24 protein-coding genes and 1 pseudogene are annotated in these 19148 nt (G+C 61.6%); 12 read left to right on the top strand and 13 right to left on the bottom strand.

What is annotated here, in order from left to right; all coding sequences use genetic code 11:
* Positions 1 to 53: 53 nt before the first annotated feature.
* Both IF690_RS01345 and IF690_RS01340 read left to right on the top strand, forming a co-directional pair.
* On the top strand, positions 54 to 599 hold the full coding sequence (locus IF690_RS01345; RefSeq protein WP_025806838.1) for a gamma carbonic anhydrase family protein: 546 nt from the start codon (positions 54 to 56) through the stop codon (positions 597 to 599).
* Between the two features lie 28 nt (positions 600 to 627).
* The gene (locus IF690_RS01340; protein WP_202698539.1) at positions 628 to 1278 is read left to right on the top strand and encodes an HAD family hydrolase; all 651 of its coding nucleotides are present in this window, start codon (positions 628 to 630) and stop codon (positions 1276 to 1278) included.
* A 97-nt stretch (positions 1279 to 1375) separates the two neighbouring features.
* On the opposite strand, the gene IF690_RS01335 is transcribed toward IF690_RS01340, so the two are convergent.
* Entirely contained in the window at positions 1376 to 2455 is a 1080-nt protein-coding gene (locus IF690_RS01335; protein ID WP_202698538.1) for an aminopeptidase, read from the bottom strand.
* A 59-nt stretch (positions 2456 to 2514) separates the two neighbouring features.
* Between IF690_RS01335 and IF690_RS01330 the strand changes: the two genes are divergently transcribed.
* Entirely contained in the window at positions 2515 to 2928 is a 414-nt protein-coding gene (locus IF690_RS01330) for a PA0061/PA0062 family lipoprotein (RefSeq protein WP_202698537.1), read from the top strand.
* 42 nt (positions 2929 to 2970) lie between these two features.
* Positions 2971 to 3390, top strand: coding sequence for a PA0061/PA0062 family lipoprotein (locus tag IF690_RS01325; protein ID WP_202698536.1), 420 nt, complete (start codon positions 2971 to 2973; stop codon positions 3388 to 3390).
* A gap of 4 nt (positions 3391 to 3394) precedes the next feature.
* Here the strand turns inward: IF690_RS01325 and IF690_RS01320 are convergent, their stop codons facing one another.
* Both IF690_RS01320 and IF690_RS01315 read right to left on the bottom strand, forming a co-directional pair.
* On the bottom strand, positions 3395 to 3634 hold the full coding sequence (locus IF690_RS01320; RefSeq protein ID WP_009041501.1) for a DUF1161 domain-containing protein: 240 nt from the start codon (positions 3632 to 3634) through the stop codon (positions 3395 to 3397).
* Between the two features lie 241 nt (positions 3635 to 3875).
* Entirely contained in the window at positions 3876 to 4307 is a 432-nt protein-coding gene (locus IF690_RS01315) for an OsmC family protein (protein WP_023967654.1), read from the bottom strand.
* 242 nt (positions 4308 to 4549) lie between these two features.
* Here IF690_RS01315 and IF690_RS01310 point away from each other — a divergent pair, with 242 nt between their 5' ends.
* Positions 4550 to 5551, top strand: a complete 1002-nt coding sequence (locus tag IF690_RS01310) for an LLM class flavin-dependent oxidoreductase (RefSeq protein ID WP_202698535.1) — start codon at positions 4550 to 4552, stop codon at positions 5549 to 5551.
* Positions 5552 to 5712: 161 nt separating this feature from the next.
* Here IF690_RS01310 and IF690_RS01305 read toward each other — a convergent pair whose 3' ends face one another.
* Positions 5713 to 5937 (bottom strand): DUF1161 domain-containing protein, encoded by a 225-nt coding sequence (locus tag IF690_RS01305; RefSeq protein ID WP_202698534.1) that lies wholly within the window; start codon positions 5935 to 5937, stop codon positions 5713 to 5715.
* Positions 5938 to 6067: 130 nt separating this feature from the next.
* Entirely contained in the window at positions 6068 to 6283 is a 216-nt protein-coding gene (locus IF690_RS01300) for a dodecin (protein WP_009046244.1), read from the bottom strand.
* A 158-nt stretch (positions 6284 to 6441) separates the two neighbouring features.
* Between IF690_RS01300 and IF690_RS01295 the strand changes: the two genes are divergently transcribed.
* Entirely contained in the window at positions 6442 to 6768 is a 327-nt protein-coding gene (locus IF690_RS01295) for an ElaB/YgaM/YqjD family protein (protein WP_202698533.1), read from the top strand.
* On the opposite strand, the gene IF690_RS01290 is transcribed toward IF690_RS01295, so the two are convergent.
* A complete protein-coding gene (locus IF690_RS01290; RefSeq protein ID WP_202698532.1) occupies positions 6765 to 7658 on the bottom strand; it encodes a LysR family transcriptional regulator in 894 nt (297 codons plus the stop codon). The two genes, IF690_RS01295 and IF690_RS01290, sit on opposite strands and share 4 nt — an antisense overlap.
* 130 nt (positions 7659 to 7788) lie before the next feature.
* Between IF690_RS01290 and trpB the strand changes: the two genes are divergently transcribed.
* The 3 genes from trpB to IF690_RS01275 all read left to right on the top strand — a co-directional run bounded on the left by trpB (position 7789) and on the right by IF690_RS01275 (position 10425).
* On the top strand, positions 7789 to 9024 hold the full coding sequence (gene trpB, locus IF690_RS01285; protein WP_202698531.1) for a tryptophan synthase subunit beta: 1236 nt from the start codon (positions 7789 to 7791) through the stop codon (positions 9022 to 9024).
* Entirely contained in the window at positions 9024 to 9836 is an 813-nt protein-coding gene (gene trpA, locus IF690_RS01280; protein ID WP_096375885.1) for a tryptophan synthase subunit alpha, read from the top strand. The genes trpB and trpA overlap by 1 nt, the downstream gene beginning before the upstream one ends.
* 121 nt (positions 9837 to 9957) lie before the next feature.
* Positions 9958 to 10425, top strand: coding sequence for an anti-virulence regulator CigR family protein (locus tag IF690_RS01275; RefSeq protein ID WP_202698530.1), 468 nt, complete (start codon positions 9958 to 9960; stop codon positions 10423 to 10425).
* A 98-nt stretch (positions 10426 to 10523) separates the two neighbouring features.
* Here the strand turns inward: IF690_RS01275 and IF690_RS01270 are convergent, their stop codons facing one another.
* Positions 10524 to 10850, bottom strand: a complete 327-nt coding sequence (locus tag IF690_RS01270) for a DOPA 4,5-dioxygenase family protein (RefSeq protein ID WP_023967662.1) — start codon at positions 10848 to 10850, stop codon at positions 10524 to 10526.
* A gap of 80 nt (positions 10851 to 10930) precedes the next feature.
* On the opposite strand from IF690_RS01270, the gene IF690_RS01265 reads away from it, so the two are divergent.
* Positions 10931 to 11596, top strand: a complete 666-nt coding sequence (locus IF690_RS01265; protein WP_202698529.1) for an NAD(P)-dependent oxidoreductase — start codon at positions 10931 to 10933, stop codon at positions 11594 to 11596.
* A gap of 3 nt (positions 11597 to 11599) precedes the next feature.
* On the opposite strand, the gene IF690_RS01260 is transcribed toward IF690_RS01265, so the two are convergent.
* On the bottom strand, positions 11600 to 12598 hold the full coding sequence (locus IF690_RS01260) for a LysR family transcriptional regulator (RefSeq protein ID WP_202698528.1): 999 nt from the start codon (positions 12596 to 12598) through the stop codon (positions 11600 to 11602).
* Between the two features lie 231 nt (positions 12599 to 12829).
* Between IF690_RS01260 and ubiA the strand changes: the two genes are divergently transcribed.
* Together ubiA and IF690_RS01250 are read left to right on the top strand one after the other, a co-directional pair.
* Positions 12830 to 13771 carry a 4-hydroxybenzoate octaprenyltransferase gene (gene ubiA / locus IF690_RS01255; protein WP_202698527.1) on the top strand — a complete coding sequence of 314 codons (942 nt, stop codon included), beginning with the start codon at positions 12830 to 12832 and terminating at the stop codon, positions 13769 to 13771.
* 48 nt (positions 13772 to 13819) lie between these two features.
* Positions 13820 to 14281, top strand: coding sequence for a DoxX family protein (locus IF690_RS01250; RefSeq protein ID WP_202698526.1), 462 nt, complete (start codon positions 13820 to 13822; stop codon positions 14279 to 14281).
* Here IF690_RS01250 and IF690_RS01245 read toward each other — a convergent pair.
* From IF690_RS01245 to IF690_RS01225, 5 genes and pseudogenes are all read right to left on the bottom strand, one after another.
* Positions 14247 to 14597, bottom strand: a pseudogene (locus IF690_RS01245) (LysR substrate-binding domain-containing protein); the annotation flags it as partial. The gene IF690_RS01250 and the pseudogene IF690_RS01245 overlap by 35 nt on opposite strands.
* 88 nt (positions 14598 to 14685) lie before the next feature.
* The gene (locus IF690_RS01240) at positions 14686 to 16056 is read right to left on the bottom strand and encodes a formyl transferase (RefSeq protein WP_202698525.1); all 1371 of its coding nucleotides are present in this window, start codon (positions 16054 to 16056) and stop codon (positions 14686 to 14688) included.
* Between the two features lie 4 nt (positions 16057 to 16060).
* Positions 16061 to 17647 carry a membrane protein insertase YidC gene (gene yidC / locus IF690_RS01235; RefSeq protein ID WP_202698524.1) on the bottom strand — a complete coding sequence of 529 codons (1587 nt, stop codon included), beginning with the start codon at positions 17645 to 17647 and terminating at the stop codon, positions 16061 to 16063.
* A gap of 112 nt (positions 17648 to 17759) precedes the next feature.
* Entirely contained in the window at positions 17760 to 17987 is a 228-nt protein-coding gene (locus tag IF690_RS01230; protein ID WP_202698523.1) for a hypothetical protein, read from the bottom strand.
* 14 nt (positions 17988 to 18001) lie between these two features.
* Entirely contained in the window at positions 18002 to 19147 is a 1146-nt protein-coding gene (locus tag IF690_RS01225) for a CDP-glycerol glycerophosphotransferase family protein (protein WP_202698522.1), read from the bottom strand.
* Position 19148 lies beyond the last annotated feature (1 nt).

The following is a 19148-nucleotide window of genomic DNA, read 5'->3' as shown; positions in this document are numbered from 1 at the left end:
ACGCCCACCGCAGCTATCGACCCCATTAATAAATGTCAGAGCAGGTATCCAACTTGGCCATTCGCAGCTATCAGAATCACACGCCCATCCTTGGCCCGCGGGCCTTCGTCGACAGCTCGGCGGTAGTGATCGGTGACGTCGAAATCGGCGCCGACAGCTCGGTCTGGCCACTCACGGTGATCCGCGGCGACATGCATCGCATCCGCATCGGCGCCCGCACCAGCGTGCAGGACGGCAGCGTGCTGCACATCACCCACGCCGGCCCCTTCAACCCGGACGGCTTCCCGCTGCTGATCGGCGACGACGTGACCATCGCCCACAAGGTGATGCTGCACGGTTGCAGCGTCGGCAGCCGGGTGCTGATCGGCATGGGCAGCATCGTCATGGACGGCGCGGTGGTGGAAGACGACGTGATCGTCGGCGCCGGTAGCCTGGTGCCGCCGGGCAAACGCCTGGAAAGCGGCTTCCTCTATGTCGGCAGCCCGGTGAAACAGGCCCGCCCGCTGACCGACAAGGAACGCGCCTTCTTCACCTACAGCGCCGCCAACTACGTGAAGCTCAAGGACCTGCACCTGGCCGAAGGCTACGACCAGGCTTGAGCCCCCGCCCCACTGCCCAGGAGTCCCCATGCATTACCAAACCGTTCTGTTCGACCTCGATGGCACCCTGACCGATCCGCGCGAAGGCATCACCCGCTCGATCCAGTTCGCCCTCGGCAAGCTGGGCATCGACGAACCCGACCTGCGCAAGCTGGAACACTTCATCGGCCCGCCGCTGTTGCAGGCGTTCATGCAGTTCTACGGGTTCGACGAAGCCAGGGCCTGGGAGGCGGTGAATTTCTACCGCGAGCGTTTCAAGGTCACCGGCCTGTATGAGAACCGCGTGTTCGACGGCGTCACGCCCCTGCTGGAAACCCTCGGAGGGCAGGGCCGCCAGCTGTACATCGCGACATCCAAGCCGTGGGTGTTCGCCCGCGAGATCGCCCGGCACTTCGATTTCGCCCGGCACTTCAAGGTGATCTACGGCAGCGAACTGGACGGCACCCGCACCGACAAGGTCGAGCTGATTCGCCACCTGGTCAGCGAGGAAGGCCTGGACCCGAGCGATACCCTGATGATCGGCGACCGCAAGCACGACCTGATCGGCGCCCGTCGTAACGGGCTGGATGCGGCAGCGGTGGGTTATGGCTTCGGCAGCCACGAAGAACTGAGCGCCGAGGCGCCGGCCTATCACTTCCAGACCCTGGACGAGCTGCACCAGGCGTTCTTGCAGCGCTAGGCCTATAGCTATCGCGGGCAAGCCTCGTTCCTACGCAGGAATGCGTGCTTCTGTAGGAGAGGCCGGTCGACGCTCGATTGCTCGCGATAGCGTCCTTTCAAACACCGTCCATCAAGACCTTCAACGCCACCTTGCGCTCCTCGACCGGCAACCCACCAAGCTTTTCCACGGCCTGGTAAAACGCCGGCCAATCGCCGTTCACCTGTTTGAACAAGGCGGCAAATGCCGGCACCCACTGGTCGTACAGGCCGAAAGGCAGCAGCCTGGCATTGTTCAACGGGGTGTTGATCCAGACGTCGTAGCGCGAGTCCCCGTGCCATTGGCGGTCCTTCAGCTGGCGGTAATCCCGGCGCAACCGTTCGAATTCGGCGGCCTTGCGCTGGCGCATCTGCTCGGCTGGCAACGGCAGGGCATACAAGCGTTCCAGGCGCTGGCGGGTATCGAGGATCAGTTGGATGAACTGGTCCTTCTGCTTGACCTGGGCATCGTTGGCCGGCGCCAGGCCCCGGGCCGCGCGCCATTGCCGGGTGCCTTCCTGCTCGACGAAGGTGGCGAAGGACTCGTTGAACTCGGTGTCGTCCTTCACATAGAAGCGCTGATGGGCCAGTTCGTGGAAGATCAGGGTCGCCAGGCGCTCGTCGCCCCAATGCAGCATCGAACTGAGGATCGGGTCGTTGAACCAACCCAGGGTCGAATAGGCCTCCACCCCACCGATGGCCACATCCATGCCCCGCTGTTTCTGCAAGGCCGCCTCGCCCCGGGCCGCGCCCTGGCTGTAGTAGCCGCGATAGGCCACGCAGCCGGCAATCGGGAAGCAGTGGGTCTTGGGGCTCAGGGAAAACTCAGGGGTGCTGAAGACATTCCACACCACGTAGGGCCGGCCAATGTCGGCGTAGAGGCGGTAGCTCTGATTGTCCGGCAGGTGCAGGTGCTGGCTGGCGAAGCGCCGGGCCTTCTGCGACTGGGCCAGATGGGCGCGCAATAACGGGTCGCGAGCCGGGTCGGCGATGATCTGCTCGACCGGCGTGCGGGCCTGCAGCAGACGCCATTGGCCACTGGCCAGCTGGCCGTAGTAACCCACGCCGGAACAACCGTTGAGTAACAAAAGCAGCAAGCCCGGAAACAAAAAGCGCAAAAGATGATCAAGTAACCCATGGCTTGAACGCGGCCTAATCAAATCGAATCATCCTTCGAGAGTCTGCCCCCAAGACTATCTCGCCTGCCTGGAGTTTCGCTATGCGCGTGTTGCTGCTGACCACCGGACTGTTGACCTTGAGCGGCTGTGCCGGATTGCCTGCCCCCGATCCGACGCAAGCCTGGATCGACCTCGACACCCACCAGGACAGCACGCTGCAGGCGCTGGAGGTCGACGAAAAGGCTTGGGTGGACCGTCGATATTTCGAGGTCCGGCCCGGCAACCATGAGCTGAAGGTGCGCTACCAGTTTGCCGTGGAGCCCACCAATATCGGCCCGGACAGCAACCCCCTGTGGCGCGACTGCCAGCTGAACCTGAAGTACAAGGACTTCAACGCCGGCCAGCGCTACCAGTTGCAGACCGGCAATATCGGCTTCCGGCCCTGGGCCAAGCTCTATGACCAGCAGCGCAACCTGGTGGGTACCGGCCAACCGGCGGGCTGCCAGCGCACCTGATCGGCGCTATGCTTGAGGCCTTTCCCCGGACGGCCCGACCTCATGCGCCAACCCTTGCTGCTACTTGCCCTGACCGGCCTCGTTGCCTGCTCCAGCCCTCTGCCGGCGGTGGACCCGCAACAGGCCTGGATCGATTTCGCCACCCCGACGCCGGGCGGCAAGCTGCTGATGGCCGAGCGCCTGGACAACCAGCGCCTGACCGACGGCCGCTATTTCCAGGTCACCCCGGGCAGCCACGAGTTGATGGTGCGTTTCGATTTCGAGGTGTTCAGCGGGCGCCTCGGCATGATGAACGATCCGGCCGAGCGCCTGTGCTACCTGAGCGTGCGCTACGACCATTTCGAAGCCGGCCAGCGTTACCTGCTGGAAGCCCGCTCGCTGGGTTACTCTCCCAGTGCCCGGCTGTACAACGCCAAGCGTGAGCTGCTGGCCGAAGACCATAGGGTCAACTGCGTGATCTGAACGATCAGCTGTCGTTTCGCTGATAGATGATCGCCTTGGTGCCGTTTTCGCAGGTACCGACCACCATGGCCACGTCATGCTTTTCGGCTTCCTCCTTGCTGACAATCTCCAGGGTGTAGGAAGGCACGGCGTTGGCCTGGATCTTGATTTCAATCTCTTTCTTGAGTTCTTCGCAATCCTTTGGAGCCGCCAGGGCCGAGGTGGCCAGCGCGCAACAAACAACTGCCAGGGCAAAACGTTTCATGAGTGGAGCTCCCTTGATGCAGCGCCCAAGGTCATGGGCTGAGCCTGCAGTCGTGCATTCGACCACATTTTCACCAAGCGAGTTCTGACACCGCGCCTATCCGGTGCGGGGATTTCGGCAAGAATGAACTCGCGAGCCAGATCGCGCCTACAGGTTCAAAGGTGTATCGCTCAACGGTGAACGGCGCAGGTACTGTAGGAGCGAGCTTGCTCGCGAAACGATGTAACAGGTTAACCCCCCCTCAGCTGACTAGCGTCGCATCCAGGCTGATCCTGGCGTTCAGCACCTTGGACACCGGGCAACCTTCCTTGGCCTTCTTGCTCAGTTCATCGAACTGCTGCTGGCTGGCGCCGGGAATCTTCGCCTTGAGGATCAGGTGCACCGCGGTGATCGCAAAACCGCCATCGACCTGGTCCAGCGTCACTTCGGCGTTGGTGTCGATGCTGTCGGCCTTGAGCCCGGCCTCGCCGAGAATCATTGAGAAGGCCATGGAAAAACACCCCGCGTGCGCGGCGCCGATCAGTTCTTCCGGATTGGTGCCCTTGCCGCCTTCGAAACGCGCCTTGAAGCCGTAAGGTGCATCGCGCAGTACCCCGGTTTCAGTGGAAATCGAGCCAATCCCGGTTTTCAGGTCGCCTTCCCAGTGAGCCGATGCTTTCTTGGTGATGCTCATGTCTGTCTCCTCGAGAACGGGCGCGAAAGACCGCGCCCTTGTGGTTTTCTGCTACTCAGGGTTCTAGAGGATAGAAGGCCCGGCGAAGTTCATCCTGCCTGAATCCACCGTTTATCCGGACAGCAAATCCACCTTGGCTATTGAATCTCGGGTATATGCCCACATTGCATGAAACAGGCTTTCAGCATTCGGCAGGTTTTGGCTCATGACAAAGGCCTGCACACCATTGGAGAAGCAGGCTTATGAAACCACTGTCCGACGTCAAGTTTTCCACCCTCGACCTGGTCCCCGTGCGCGAGGACGGCAGCCCGGCGCAGTCGCTGCGCAATTCGCTGGACCTGGCCCGCCATGCAGAGAAGTTCGGCTACACCCGCTTCTGGGTCGCCGAGCACCACAACATGGACGGTATCGCCAGTTCCGCGACCTCGGTGCTGCTGGGTTACCTGGCCAGTGGCACCTCGAGCATTCGTGTCGGTTCCGGTGGCGTGATGCTGCCCAACCATGCACCGCTGGTGATCGCCGAGCAGTTCGGTACCCTGGAAAGCCTGTATCCGGGGCGCATCGACCTGGGCCTGGGCCGCGCGCCGGGGTCGGACCAGATGACCGCCCGCGCCCTGCGCCGCGAACGTTCCGGCAGCGCCGACGACTTCCCTGAAGATGTGGCCGAGTTGATGGCCTACCTCGGCCCACGCACCCCGGAGCAACGGGTGATCGCGGTACCAGGGACCGGTACCCAGGTGCCGGTGTGGCTGCTGGGTTCCAGCCTGTTCAGTGCGCAACTGGCCGGTGAGCGCGGCTTGCCTTACGCCTTCGCCTCGCATTTCGCGCCGCGCTACATGCACGAGGCGATTCGCGTATACCGCAATCACTTCAAGCCCTCGGCCGTGCTCGACCAGCCTTACGTGATGCTCGGCGTGCCCCTGGTGGCGGCCGATACCGACGAACAGGCCGATTATCTTGCAACCTCGGTGTACCAGCGGATCCTCGCGCTGATGCGCGGCCAGAGCCTGGTGCAGCGCAAACCGGTGAGGAGCATGGACGGCCTGTGGCTGCCCCATGAAAAAGAAGCCGTGGGCAGCTTCCTCGGCCTGGCCATGATCGGCAGCCCGGCGAAGATCCGCGCCAAGCTCGAAGTGCTGATCGAACAGACCGGCGCCGATGAATTGATCTTCACCTGCGACCTGTACGAGCACGCCGACCGCCTGCATTCCTATGAATTGCTGGCGCAGGTCATGAAGGGTTGAGTGCAATCGGGCCAAAGGACTCTGTGATCCTGAGGCCTTGCGCGCCCTTCGGTCGCGATCGCAGCCTGCGGCAGCGGCTACAGGGGCCCGCCTGGCCTGGGTAATCGCCGGGCATAAAAAAGCCGACGCATCGCGTCGGCTTTGTTCATTTCTACAAGGGCTCAGCCACGCTTGTAGACGATTACCTTGGTACCGCCTTCGCAGGTACCGACCACTTTGCCGTCAGTCGCGCTGCCTTTGTCGACAATTTCCAGCGAATAACCCGACACGCCTTTGGCGTCGATCTTCGCGGCGATTTCGCTTTTCAGCTCTTCGCATGATTTGCCGGCAGCAAGGGCTGTTCCCGCGACACTCAACAACGCTAAAGCCATTACCCGTTTTTTCATCGGTCACATTCCCTGGTCGAATCAAAAATAAGCGTCAAGCCCCGGCCTGCTCGGCATCGAGGCAGATATAGCGCTTTGCCATTCCCTATGGCAATCGGCCAGCGCCCAAGTTCAACAGCCTAGCCCAGGTTCAGCTGTTGGCAATGCGGAAACCGACCTTGAGCGTGACCTGGAAATGCGCGGCCTTGCCATCAAGGATGTGCCCGCGGGTTTCCGTGACCTCGAACCACTCCAGGTGCTTGATGCTTTTGCTGGCTTCGGCCAGTGCATTGTTGATGGCATCTTCGATACTGCTAGGGGACGAACCGACCAGTTCGACTTTCTTGTAGGTGTGATGATCAGACATGGCGCTCTCTCCTTATGAGGTAGATCAAAGCCTAGCAGCGATTACCAGCAACACTGGAATAAGCCACGGCCCATCGACATGCAGATTTAATGCACTTTCGCCAGGCCGCGCAGTCGGACCCTACAGACCCATTCAATCAACAATGCAGGAGAGCCATCATGGCCAACACGTCGTTACGCAAAGCCTCATTGGAAAGCATGGAAGCCGAGATCGAAAGCCTGCTCAAGTCCCTGGAAAGCCTCAAGGACGACGCTTCGGACGAGTCGCGCAAAACCCTCAAGACGCTGAAAAGCAATGCCGAGAACGCGCTGAGACATTCGCGCAGCCTGCTCAGCGATGCCTATGAAGAAGTCAAAGTGAAAACCCGTGAAACCGGGATCGCCACCCGCGACTACGCCCAGCAGCACCCCTGGACCACTGCCGGCGTCGCCGTAGGCGCGCTGGGCCTGCTGGCTGCTTACCTGCTGTGCAAACGCGGCAATTAAGGAGCCTGGCGCAGCTCGTTGCTGAGCCACTGCGCCAGTTGCCGGGCGCGTCCGTCCGCGGCGCGCTTGGGTAGCCACAACGCCAGTTGCCCCGGGGTTTCACAGAAACCCCATGGGGCAACCAGGCGCCCGGCACGCAGGTCCTCGGCCACCAGCGGCTGCGGCGCGATCGCCACGCCCAACCCGGCCACGGCGGCCTCCAGCAAATAATACAAATGCTCGAAACCCTGCCCGAACTTCAACGCCCCGGCGTCGATGCCGTTCTGCCGCGCCCAACTGGGCCAGGCCTGCGGGCGCGAGGTAGTCTGCAGCAACACTTCGCCCAGCAGCGCGCTGGCCGGCGCCTCGCGCAGTTGCTCGTAATGGCCGTAACGCGGGCTGAGCACCGGGCCGATGCGCTCGCTGGCCAGCTCAAAGACCTGCATGTCCGCCGGCCACGGCGGCTCGGCGAATACCAGCAAGGCATCCAGCCCTGGCCGGCGCGGGTCGAGATCGCCTTCGCCGGCCGACAGGTGCAGGCGCAAGTCCGGCAGGTCGGCATTCAGCCGTCCCAGACGCGGAATGAACCAGCGCGCCAACAGGCTGCCGGAACAGCCGAGCACGAAGGGCGCATCGGCGGTGCTCTGGCTCAGCTCGGCGCAGACCGTGCGCAGGCGCTCGAAGGCATCGCTGCTGGCATCGCGCAGGCGCACGCCGGCATCTGTGAGTTTCAGGCCGCGTCCTTCCTTGACGAACAGGCTCACCCCAAGATGCTCTTCAAGCACCTTCAACTGGCGGCTGACCGCGCCATGGGTGACGTGCAACTGTTCGGCCGCCTGACTGACACTGTTCAGGCGGGCGGTGGCTTCGAAGGCCCGGAGGGCGTTCAGCGGGGGCAGGTCGTGGCTCATGGAATATGTGAGTTTTCCTGACAGGTTGTGGCGATCTTATCGGTTTTCAGCCTGGGATGTCAGGGGTAGAGTGAACGCCATTGTCTTTCCATGCATTCACCCTTTTGACGAATCACCGGGAGCGCCCCCCATGACCCAGACCAACCTGCGCAACGGTCCTGATGCCAACGGCCTGTTCGGCGCGTTCGGCGGCCGTTACGTCGCCGAAACCCTGATGCCGCTGATCCTCGACCTGGCCCGCGAATACGAAGCGGCCAAGCAAGATCCGGAGTTCCTCAAGGAACTGGCCTATTTCCAGCGCGACTACGTCGGCCGTCCAAGCCCGCTGTATTTCGCCGAGCGCCTGACCGAGCACTGCGGCGGCGCCAAGATCTACCTCAAGCGCGAAGAGCTGAACCACACCGGCGCGCACAAGATCAACAACTGCATCGGCCAGATCCTCCTGGCGCGGCGCATGGGCAAGAAACGCATCATCGCCGAGACCGGCGCCGGCATGCACGGCGTGGCCACCGCTACAGTGGCCGCGCGTTTCGGCCTGCAGTGCGTGATCTACATGGGCACCACCGATATCGAGCGCCAGCAGGCCAACGTGTTCCGCATGAAGCTGCTGGGCGCCGAGGTGATCCCGGTAGTCGCCGGCACCGGCACCCTGAAGGACGCGATGAACGAAGCCCTGCGTGACTGGGTGACCAACGTCGACAGTACCTTCTACCTGATCGGCACCGTGGCCGGTCCGCACCCTTATCCAGCGATGGTCCGCGACTTCCAGGCGGTGATCGGCAAGGAAACCCGCGAACAGCTGCAAGCCCAGGAAGGCCGCCTGCCGGACAGCCTGGTGGCATGCATCGGCGGCGGTTCCAACGCCATGGGCCTGTTCCATCCGTTCCTCGACGACAAGAGCGTGCAGATCATCGGCGTCGAAGCCGCCGGCTACGGCATCGAGACCGGCAAGCATGCGGCCAGCCTGAACGGCGGCCTGCCGGGCGTGTTGCACGGCAACCGCACCTTCCTGCTACAGGACGAGGATGGCCAGATCATCGACGCCCACTCGATTTCCGCCGGCCTCGACTACCCGGGCATCGGCCCTGAACACGCCTGGTTGCACGATATCGGCCGCGTCGAATACACCTCGGTGACCGACGACGAAGCCCTGGCCGCCTTCCACCAGTGCTGCCGCCTGGAAGGCATTATCCCGGCCCTGGAAAGCGCCCACGCCCTGGCCGAAGTGTTCAAGCGCGCGCCGAACCTGCCCAAGGATCACCTGATGGTGGTCAACCTCTCGGGCCGCGGCGACAAAGACATGCAAACCGTGATGCACCACATGGAACACTCTCAACAAGAGCACTCCCAGCAGGAGAAACACTGATGAGCCGCCTGCAAACGCGCTTTGCCGAGCTTAAGCAACAGAACCGCGCCGCCCTGGTGACCTTCGTCACCGCCGGCGACCCGGGCTACGACGCCTCCCTGGCGATCCTCAAGGGCTTGCCGGCAGCCGGCGCCGACGTGATCGAGCTGGGCATGCCCTTCACCGACCCGATGGCCGACGGCCCGGCGATCCAGCTGGCCAACATCCGCGCCCTGGGAGCCAAGCAGAACCTGGCGAAAACCCTGCAAATGGTTCGCGAATTCCGCGCCGGCAACAACGACACGCCGCTGGTGCTGATGGGGTACTTCAACCCGATCCACCATTACGGCGTGCCGCGCTTTATCGCTGAAGCCAAGGAAGCCGGCGTCGACGGCCTGATCGTGGTCGACATGCCGCCCGAGCATAACGCCGAGCTGTGCGACCCGTCCCAGGCCGCCGGTATCGACTTCATCCGCCTGACCACGCCGACCACCGACGACGTGCGCCTGCCGAAGGTGCTGAACGGCAGCTCGGGCTTCGTCTACTACGTCTCCGTGGCCGGTGTGACCGGTGCCGGTTCCGCCACCCTGGAGCATGTGGAAGAGGCGGTGACCCGCTTGCGTCGCCACACCGACCTGCCGATCAGCATCGGCTTCGGCATCCGCACCCCGGAGCAGGCCGCGGCCATCGCCCGCCTGGCCGACGGTGTGGTGGTGGGTTCGGCGCTGATCGACCAGATCGCCAATGCCGCCAGCTCCGAGCAGGCCGTTGACGGTGTATTGAGCCTGTGTGCCTCCCTCGCCGAAGGGGTGCGTCAAGCCCGTGTCAGCTGAGGGTAAAGTTCCTGATACAGAGGAATTAGCCTCGGGATCCACAGACTAAACCAGCAAGACCAAGGGGTTCGGGACCAGGTGCTGAACCCCTTTTTGTTGTTCGTGTTCTGAGGAAGACCCGATGAAAATGCCCAAACGCCTGATTGCCGGTCTCGGCGTGCTGATGCTCAGCGCCAGCCCGCTGCTGCACGCGGTCGCGGACCCACGTGACGACCATGATCGCGGAGGCCCGCAACAGGGTCGCTACGACAATCGAGGAGACAATCGCGCGGACAATCGGGGCGATGAACATCGTGGCCCGCAGGCCGATCGTCGCGGCGGTCCGCCCCGGGATTTCGGCCCGGTGCGCGAGACCATTCGCGACAATCACGCCTACTTCGTACGCGGCGCGCCGCCGCCCCACGGTATCCATCTGGTGCGCGGCCAGCCGCTGCCCCGCGGCTACTACGGCGAACGCCTGGACAACCGCGCCCTGGCGCACCTGCCGTACTACCCGGGTTACGAATGGCGGCGCATGGGCGCCGATATCGTGCTGATCGCGGTAGGCAGCGGGATCGTCTACGAGATTCTCGATGGCGTGTTGTATTGATCGGAGGGTGATGGCGTTTTAGAGGATGCCATCGCGAGCAAGCTCGCGCCTACCAAAAGCGCCTGACCTTGTAGAAGCGAGCGTGCTCGCGAAAAATCTCAGAAAATCGACAGATCCAGCGGCCTGATCGCCCCCATCCACACCGCGTGATCGGTGTGATCCTTCAGATCGTCGCCGGTGTCCGGGTGCAGGAACACCACCAGCCCGTTGCGATTGAGCGCCAGCCACGGCAGCACCTCCCCCAGGTACTGCGGTTCGAACGCCAGCTGGCAGCTCCAGTCCGGATGCGGGCCGACCGGCCGCTCATGCACCCGCCCCATCTTCAACGGAAACAATTGCGCCGCCTGTTCACACAGGGCCCGCGCCTGGTCGATGGTGCTGGCGTCGAAATAGACGTGGGCGTGATAGCCCTTGATGCGTTGCATGGAAACCTCGTGACTGAAGTCGAACCCTGGCGACTGCCTACGGGTCAAAATATCACCCGCGTAAAGAAATGAGCCGCGCCATGAAAAATGCCGAAACCCCGGTGGTCAAGCTGGTGCTCTATGGTGCCATGAGCGGCCTGGGCAGCGCGCTGATGGCGGAATTCCTGCGGCGCCAGCATGAAGTCATCGCTATCCTCGACGACCTGACGGCCCTCGCCCCCCTTCCCGGCTTGCGCACCAAATGCGGTGACCTGTTCGATGCCGCGCGGGTCAGGCAAAGCGTCGCCGGAGGCGACGTGGTGGCCTGCCTGCTGGATGCCCCGGGGCTGCCCATGGGCCTCGAACAGCAGGAAAACCTGCCGCTCGAACCTCGGGAGCAACTCCGCGCGGTCGAAGCGCTGATCGCCGGCATGCAGGCTGCGGGCGTCCGGCGCCTGTTTCTGCTGGGAAATTTCGAGGTGCTGGACAACCCGGAAATGGAAGACCGCCCACAGCGCCAGGCCGCCGAAGCCATCCTCGATGCGCTACAAGGCAGCAGCTTGCGCTGGACCCTGGTGAATACTCCACGCAGTGTGCCCGGGCTGACCCTGGACCATTTCCGCCAACCCGCCGGCAGCCTCCCGCCGAAGCAGGATGAGTCGGTGCAGCGACTGGCGCGGGTAGCTGCCGGCATCGCCGATGAGCTGCAACTGAACCTGCATCTGCGCGAGCATGTGAACTTCGTCGATAGGCCTGCCCGGGGCTGAGGCTCAAGGCTGCTCGGCCAAGGTCGCAGCCACTTCCAGCAATTGCTGGCGTAACCAGAGGTGGGCCGGATCGGCGCTGTTGCGCCCATGCCAGATCGCCAGCAACGGTGACGGCTCGACGGCCAGGGGCAGCGCCCGCTGCGACAAGGCAAAACGTTGCTCGAAGGCCCGAGCCAACGGCGCCGGCACAATCGCCACCCACTGCGACTGCTCCAGCAGCTGCGGCAAGACCAGGGAATGGGGCAGGGTGACCTTGTAATCAGGCCGCCGGCCAATCGCCGCCAGCGCCTGCTCCAGGCGCTGGCGATCAAACATCTCCGACTGCCGGGCAATGCCACGTTCGAGGATGTAGCCATTGACCGCGCCTTCCTCCTGGCCGCCCACCGACAGGGTAACCAGCGGGTAATCCGCCAATGCCTCCAGGGTTACCGCGGGCAGCTCGAGCATGGGGTGTCCCGGGCACATCAGCATTACATCCTGCTGCTGCCAGAGGCAGGTGCTGTGTATGCGCTGCGGCAGCTCGGCAAACAGCCCGAGGGCCAGGTCGATACGTCCGACATCGATCTGCTCGGCCAGGTCCAGCCGGGTCGAGGGCCGCAACACCAGTTCCACGCCCGGCGCCTGTTGCGCCAAACGTCGGAGCAGGGGCACCAGCAGCACTGCACTCAGGTAGTCATTGGCCGCCAGGGTGAAAGTGCGCGTCGCCGTGGAGGGGTCGAAGGCTTCCACGCCCACCGTCCGCTGGATGGTCAATAGCGCCTCGCGCAAAGGGCCGGCAATCGCCTCGGCCCGGGCCGAAGGCTGCATGCCCCTGGCGGTCCGGATGAACAGTTCGTCCTGCAAGGACTCGCGCAACCGGGTCAGGGCATGGCTGACCGCCGACTGGCTCAGGTGCAGACGCTTGCTGGCCAGGAGGATGCTGCGGTCTTCATAGACGGCATCGAATACCCGCAGCAGGTTCAGGTCGATACGCGGGACGCTGGGCACTTCATCACGGAGCATATTGCATATCCTGCAGGAGGCTATTGCGGATTGTTCCCTTGCCCCGGGGGGCGGGCGCGGGCAACTTTAGCGCATCCGGCAAGCAACCCGATGGCCCTGGAACCAGACACGGCGATCACGGCAGCGGCTTGCCCGAAATTCACCGAACGCCAGGTTCATGAGTGTCGTCACCCTGCTGGGGATAACCTCGCGGCTAGCGTTCGAAACGATGATCAAGGCCAGGGACCGCACATGCCTGCAAGCCCCAACAATCCGTCGCAGCCACCGCGCGCGACTGCCGACCTGAATGACATCCGCGCCCACGACTGGGTCTCGGCCCGGCTGCCCGGCCCCTGGCAAGCCTACGCCCGCCTGATGCGCCTGGACCGGCCCATCGGCACCTGGCTGACTCTACTGCCGGCCCTGGCTTCGCTGCTGCTGTCCGCCGGCCGCGTGCCGCAAGCCACAGAGGTGCTGGTGTTCTCGCTGGGCGCGCTGCTCATGCGCAGCGCCGGCTGCAGCATCAACGACATCTTCGACCGGCGCTTCGACGCCCAGGTCAACCGCACCCGCGAGCGTCCCTTGGCCAACGGTTCACTGGGCCTGGGGCAAGCGCTGACCTGCCTGGTCGTACAGTTGCTGCTGGCGGCGGTATTGCTGCTGTTCCTGCAACCGCTGACAGTGCTGCTGGCGCTGTGCTGCGTGCCCCTGACTCTGCTCTATCCGCTGCTCAAGCGCTTCACCCACTGGCCCCAGGCGTTTCTCGGCGCGGTGTTCAATTGGGGAGTGCTCATGGCCAGTGTGGAAACCACCGGCCGCCTGCAACCCAGCGCGCTGGCGCTGTGGCTCGGCTGCCTGTTCTGGCAGCTGGGCTATGACACCCTCTATGCCTACAGCGACCGTGCAGACGACCTGAAGATGGGCCTGCGTTCCACCGCGACGCTGTTCGCCGACCGGGGCAAGGCCTGGATCGGCGGGTTCTACGCCATGACCCTGCTGTGCTGGTGCACGGCCGGGGTGCTGGCCGGCGTCAATCCCGGGTACTTCATCCTGCTGCTGCCGGTCGCCCTGTCCCTGGCTTACCAGCTCGACCAGTTCCATCCGGATAACCCGGAGCCCTGCAACAACCTGTTTCGCAGCAACTGCCATGTCGGTGTCCTGCTGCTGGTCGGCACCTCGGTGTCGATCGTCTGACTGCCCACCCCGGCAACACCCTCGACCCACAACACAAGGACTCGTCATATGCCTGCCCGCTCGCTCGGTTCACCGCACTCATCTGCGGAACAATGGGCCGCCCTGTTGCTGCGCCTGGCCCTGGGCGCCATGTACATCGCCCATGCGCTGTTCAAGATCCTGGTCCTGGGCTGGCCGGGCACCCTCAGGCTGTTCGGCGCCACCGGCATGCCCGAATGGATGACCTACCCGGCGGTGGGCGCGGAACTGGCGGGCGGCTTGCTGTTGGTCCTGGGCATCGCTGTGCGCTGGGTCGCCCTGGCCCTGCTGCCGATGCTGCTGGGCGCCATTGCCTTCGTCCACGGTGCCCATGGCTGGATCTACACCAGCCCGGGCGGTGGCTGGGAATACCTGGCCTTCCTGGCAGTGGTCTCGGTGTCGCTGATGTGCCTCGGCAATGGCGCCCTGTCCCTGCAGTACCTGTTCAAGGCCTCGCCTACAAGGCAATCGAGGGCAGCGACAATCCCTTGAGCGATTGCGCGCTGTCGGCCTGCTCGGCCATCAGCCAGTCGAAAAACCGCTGGATCAGCGGCCCGCGGCGTTTGCGCTGGGGCAGGACCACGTAATAGCCGTAGCGGGAGATCAGCGTTTCGCTGATCGGCCGGCACAACAGACCTTGCGCCAACAAGTTATCCACAAGGTGGCGCCAGCCAATGCCCACGCCCTGGCCACCGATCGCTGCCTGGATCAGCAGGGTGTAGTTGTCGAAACGCAGTTGCCCGGGTGTCGGCGGGGTGGCGATTCCCAACTCGCGGAACACGCCGCTCCAGTCGAACCAGTGGCTGCTCGCCGCCATACGCCCTCGCTCGCAAATATCAGCGGGCGCAAACGCTGCGATCTATCGGAGGAAGCAGGCAGCCAACACAGTTGCCAGATCATTGGTGATTGCTGGCAAACAATCTTGAGAAAGCAACTTGCTGAATTTTTTCATGCATGAAGTGGTACGTGACACTGGCCGACTCCTCCTGCGGGAGAGCCTCGACACAGGTAAAACCCTGGGTTAGCGCCACAGCCCTGCGAAGCACGCTGGCACGGATCCATGGATCGAGAAAGGCATAGGTCGCTCTGTAAAGTGACTTCACTGGCGCCCCGGAGCCCTCGGTCCCGATACTCAGAGAGGGCAGGTAAGCCGCAAAAATAACGTCTCCGTCATCAATACCAGGCGCCATGTAAAAACAGGTCGCTGAAGCCCTCCCCTTCATGAGGTGCGACCACAAGGCACAGTCTGCACCACGGACATCCGGTAGGTAGCCTGGGTGGATGTGGATGAATTTGAGCGACTGAATCTCGAGCAATCTCTTGGGAACAATGCCGCCGCCGGTGAACAGAATTTGTGTTGGCGGCAGCCCACTCAGTCGCCGATGTAGCGCTTCATCCGCCAGGTCGTCAATCATCAAAGTCTCAACGTCAGACGAATAGGTACTCAAATCAGCCAGCGCCAATGCGTCATCGATTGCTGATGGAGAAAAACCTAGATCACGTTCAACGCTGCCTTTTATGCCTTGAAACAAGGACGCCTCGGTTTTCTGCAGTACACCGGACCAGTGGTGGATGCTGTTTTTCTGATGCGACTGTGCGTACACCAGCCTCATGAAGCCCGGTAAAAAGCGACCGACCGGCTTCTTTGTCACCAGGTTATTTTTTGACACCAGGTGGATGATTTTCTCTGCACGCAGGCCCATGCTTTTCAGGGTCGCCAAGTATGCTCGTGCGATAGGGCCTTCCCAGAACAACACCGTGACGCGCAGTACAGGATCGGCCAGGCCCGGCATTGGCGTTACAAGGGACTCAGCGGCCATCACCTCTGCAGGCGTAAGACCACGAAGGTATGCCTCGGCCGTGACGTGTATGAACTCCAGAAGCTCTGCTTCCAGAACCACCTTTTCACCGCTCAGGAAGTCCGCCAGCTTGAGCACAGCGTTGAGCCTTTTGACCGCGCTGTTATTATCCGCGCAGGCAGACAAACGCATGAAATCCTTGAACAGTAGCACTAGTGCCAGCGTCACCCACGGCGAAGGCAATCGATCGCTGGAAGCCCGTGCGCCACTTTCAAGGTAACTCTCGTACAGCCCCCGGGAAATCTCCACACGCTTGGAAAGGAATGCCAGTGCTTGATATTCCTGATCATGCCATGGGCTAGTTTGGGCGCAGAGGGCCAACCGAGCAGCAGTGTCAAAGTAAGTGCCTTGCTTGAGAGGTGCTGTCGACGACGGTAGGTAATTGCTGATGTAGCGTTCGATCATCATGGGGTTACCCAACCTTCGCTAATTTTTGGTGCACCACTTGTAGAATGTTGGCCACGGTCCAGTACAGCACCATCCCCGAAGGAAACGAGTAGAAAAGCAAGAAAAAACCGAGCCCCATCAGGCCGGACATCGCAGCTTGGCGATGCCCTGATTTTCCGTCCGATACAGGCGTCGGATTGAGCTTGATACTCAACAATGTGGTCAAGGCCATCAGCACCGGCAGCAAGTTGAAGTAGGCACCAAAGAGAGGCAAATCCATGCCCAGCGCAAATAACTGGTCCGGTTCAGCGAGAGTGTTCATCCACAGGAAAGAGGCATCCCGCAGTTCAAACGTCTGTCCGAGCAAATGGTAAAGCGAGACGAAGATCGGCACTTGAACCAGAACAATCAGCAGCGGCTTCAAGCCTGCCAGCGGACTCACATTATGACTTTCATAAATCTGCAGGATTCTTTCGCTTTGCTCACCGCCCTTGTAGTTCTTACGGATCGCCTGCAACTCGGGCTGAATCCGGGCCTGAATAGCGGCAAACTTTTTCTGTGCCGAGATCGCGTTCCTCGCGATCGGATACACCAGCACGCGCACCAGCACGGCTAACAGAATGATCGCGATACCCCAACTGCCTACCAGTTGCTGGATAAAATGCAGCACATGCATGATCCCCAGGCTCAGTGCGCGCATCCAGTTCCACAGGCCAGAAAACAGCAGGCCATTCAAGTCCGGGGCCTGGGCCGTCAGTGCTGTGTACGCTTTACCACCACTGAACACATGCCAAACATAGGCTTGGATTTGCCCCTTGCCGGTATCGGCGACAGGCAGGGCTATATTCACTGACGTGTCAAACGCCACATGCTCCGCATTGCCCTCGGGCGTGACTGCCCGCCAAGGGGAGCCTTGGGCTAGATCGTTGGCCGGGGCCAGGATTAACGCCAGGTAGCGACTTTGCAGGCCGACCCAGTCCCACTGACCCGCCTGTTGTGAGTCATACCCCTCCGGCATATCCGCATTATTCAGGCGAAGCGTCTTCACGCCTTCAGGGCCGTGATAGGCCAGCTCCGTATAGGAGTAAATGCTCTGTCCCATGCCCAGCCCAACGGCAGGCGTCTCGCCAATACCCGGCCCGACAGCCAACTCAAGATGGTCTTGTGACGTGCGCTTAAGGTCTTTGAAGTCCAGATCCAGGGTGAAGTCAGCGCGCCAGTCATGGTCCAGTAAATGCCAGGTTTTCTTGAGGGAGAAGGGCACATCGTCGCCCTCCAGGCCAAGCACCACTACATCGGGCCGCTGCTCTAGGACTTTCCAGCCGCCAGCTTGTTGTTCCCACTCTCGCAGGTCCCTGCCCGCCAGGGCCCCGCTCAGCAGAAAAAGTTGGCCCTTAGGTGCGGCCATATCCTGATTCTTGCCCTCAGCGCCATGCAATTGGGGCAAGAACCAATGGCTGACAGCGCCTGTCGACAAATTAAACTCAAGCTGCAAACTTGAGTTAGTGAGTGTGACGAATTTCGGGTCAGCGGCGCCTGCCAGCGGGATAAAAAGCAGCAGCCAAGCGAGCCACTTGCACTGATGGACGTTCTTTGGAATGGGTATAAGCATCTATTTTCGGCAGCGTTCGGCACCCGCTAAGCAGGAGAACGAATAATAGTAATGACGTCAGCCCGTCGTACGGTTTTCCATATAACAGACTGGGACTTGAACCTCGACAGGCTTACTTCTTGTCGGACTCAGCTTCTTTTTTTATGACGTCTTTACGCAACCCAAGCAAACGCAAGAGGCGATGCCAGTATAGTTTCAGGACCATGGCGATTGCCGCCAGCGCGCCAAGTATACCTTGCAGCATTGCACTGCCGGTGCCTGGATCCAGGTACGCGAACGCATTGATTGGCAACAGCACCAGACACATCAAGGCCACTACTGAAAATTTATACTGTTTCATACAATTGAACCCCATCACTTGATCAAGGAAACCAGATAGGCAGCCGCTGTATCACCGCTTTGCCCTACGTTGTAAATCCAGCGCTGACGTGCGTCGCGCAGCACCGTTTGCCACCTTTTCGAGTCAGTTACAATTGCCTGCACAATATCTCCCAACTCGGTCAACTTTTCCGTTGGAACCACCACGCCAAGCTGCTCGCGAACCTGAACCTCAATCGGTTCAAGACCGAGTGTGGAATAGTCGGGATTCAGTACTTTACGAGGAACATCTGCAAATACCACCGGGCGCTCAAGCCCCAATGCAAACTCCAACGCCGCGCCCGACCAGTCACTTAGCATAATGTCCGAACTCAGTAATGAGGCGCTGCCATCACCATTTTCGTCCAGACTAAAGCGTGGTTCGTCACGGTAATATTCGGCAATCTGATCGAGTACAGCGGGTGCCAGTTTACGGGTGCGTGGATGCGGTCGCAGAATGACCCGCAACCCGGCATCAATGAGGGGTTTGATCGCGTCCAGGCCATGGCGCTCCAGTAAACCATTCTCACCCCAGGTCGGCGCTACCAGCACCTGAACGGCAGGGACATCTCGCACAAGTGGCCCCGGATTGCCGTTCGCCATGATAGTGTCCAACCGTCCATACCCGTGCTCGACCAACACTTTGGCCGGCAAGCCCAACGCCCACTCACGTGCCCGCGTTTCCGCGACATGGTGCGGGCCTACGCACAAGATCGAGTCAAAATGATCGAATGCGGCAGCGCGATAGATCATGTGGCTACTGACAATCGAATGATGCAGGTACGCGTAATGCACGGAAAAAGGCGAACGCTTGATATGAAAGGTCTGCAGGTCCGGCATGGTCATCAGCAGCACATCGACATCCAGCGTGGCAAAAAGCAATGTGCGTACACTGCCCTCACCAACGTAAAACGAGCGCATCCCCACAGGTGGGGTATCCAACAGTGGATCATCTTCAGCCGACGTCAGGTACAGTACCGGCACACCATATTCAGCCTGCAGCGCGTTGAAGACAGGCTCAAAGTATGACCAGTAGCCCCGGCCTTCCGAATAGAACACGACCTTGCGTTCATCACGAGGAACGCGCTTGAACGCCTGCAAGCCTTTCCATTCCCTGAGCATCTTGCGTAATGCGGTAAACATG

Source organism: Pseudomonas sp. SK3(2021) (genome assembly GCF_016772375.1).
Taxonomy (GTDB): Bacteria; Pseudomonadota; Gammaproteobacteria; order Pseudomonadales; family Pseudomonadaceae; genus Aquipseudomonas; species Aquipseudomonas chlororaphis_I.
This window is presented reverse-complemented; position numbering and strand designations above follow the sequence as displayed.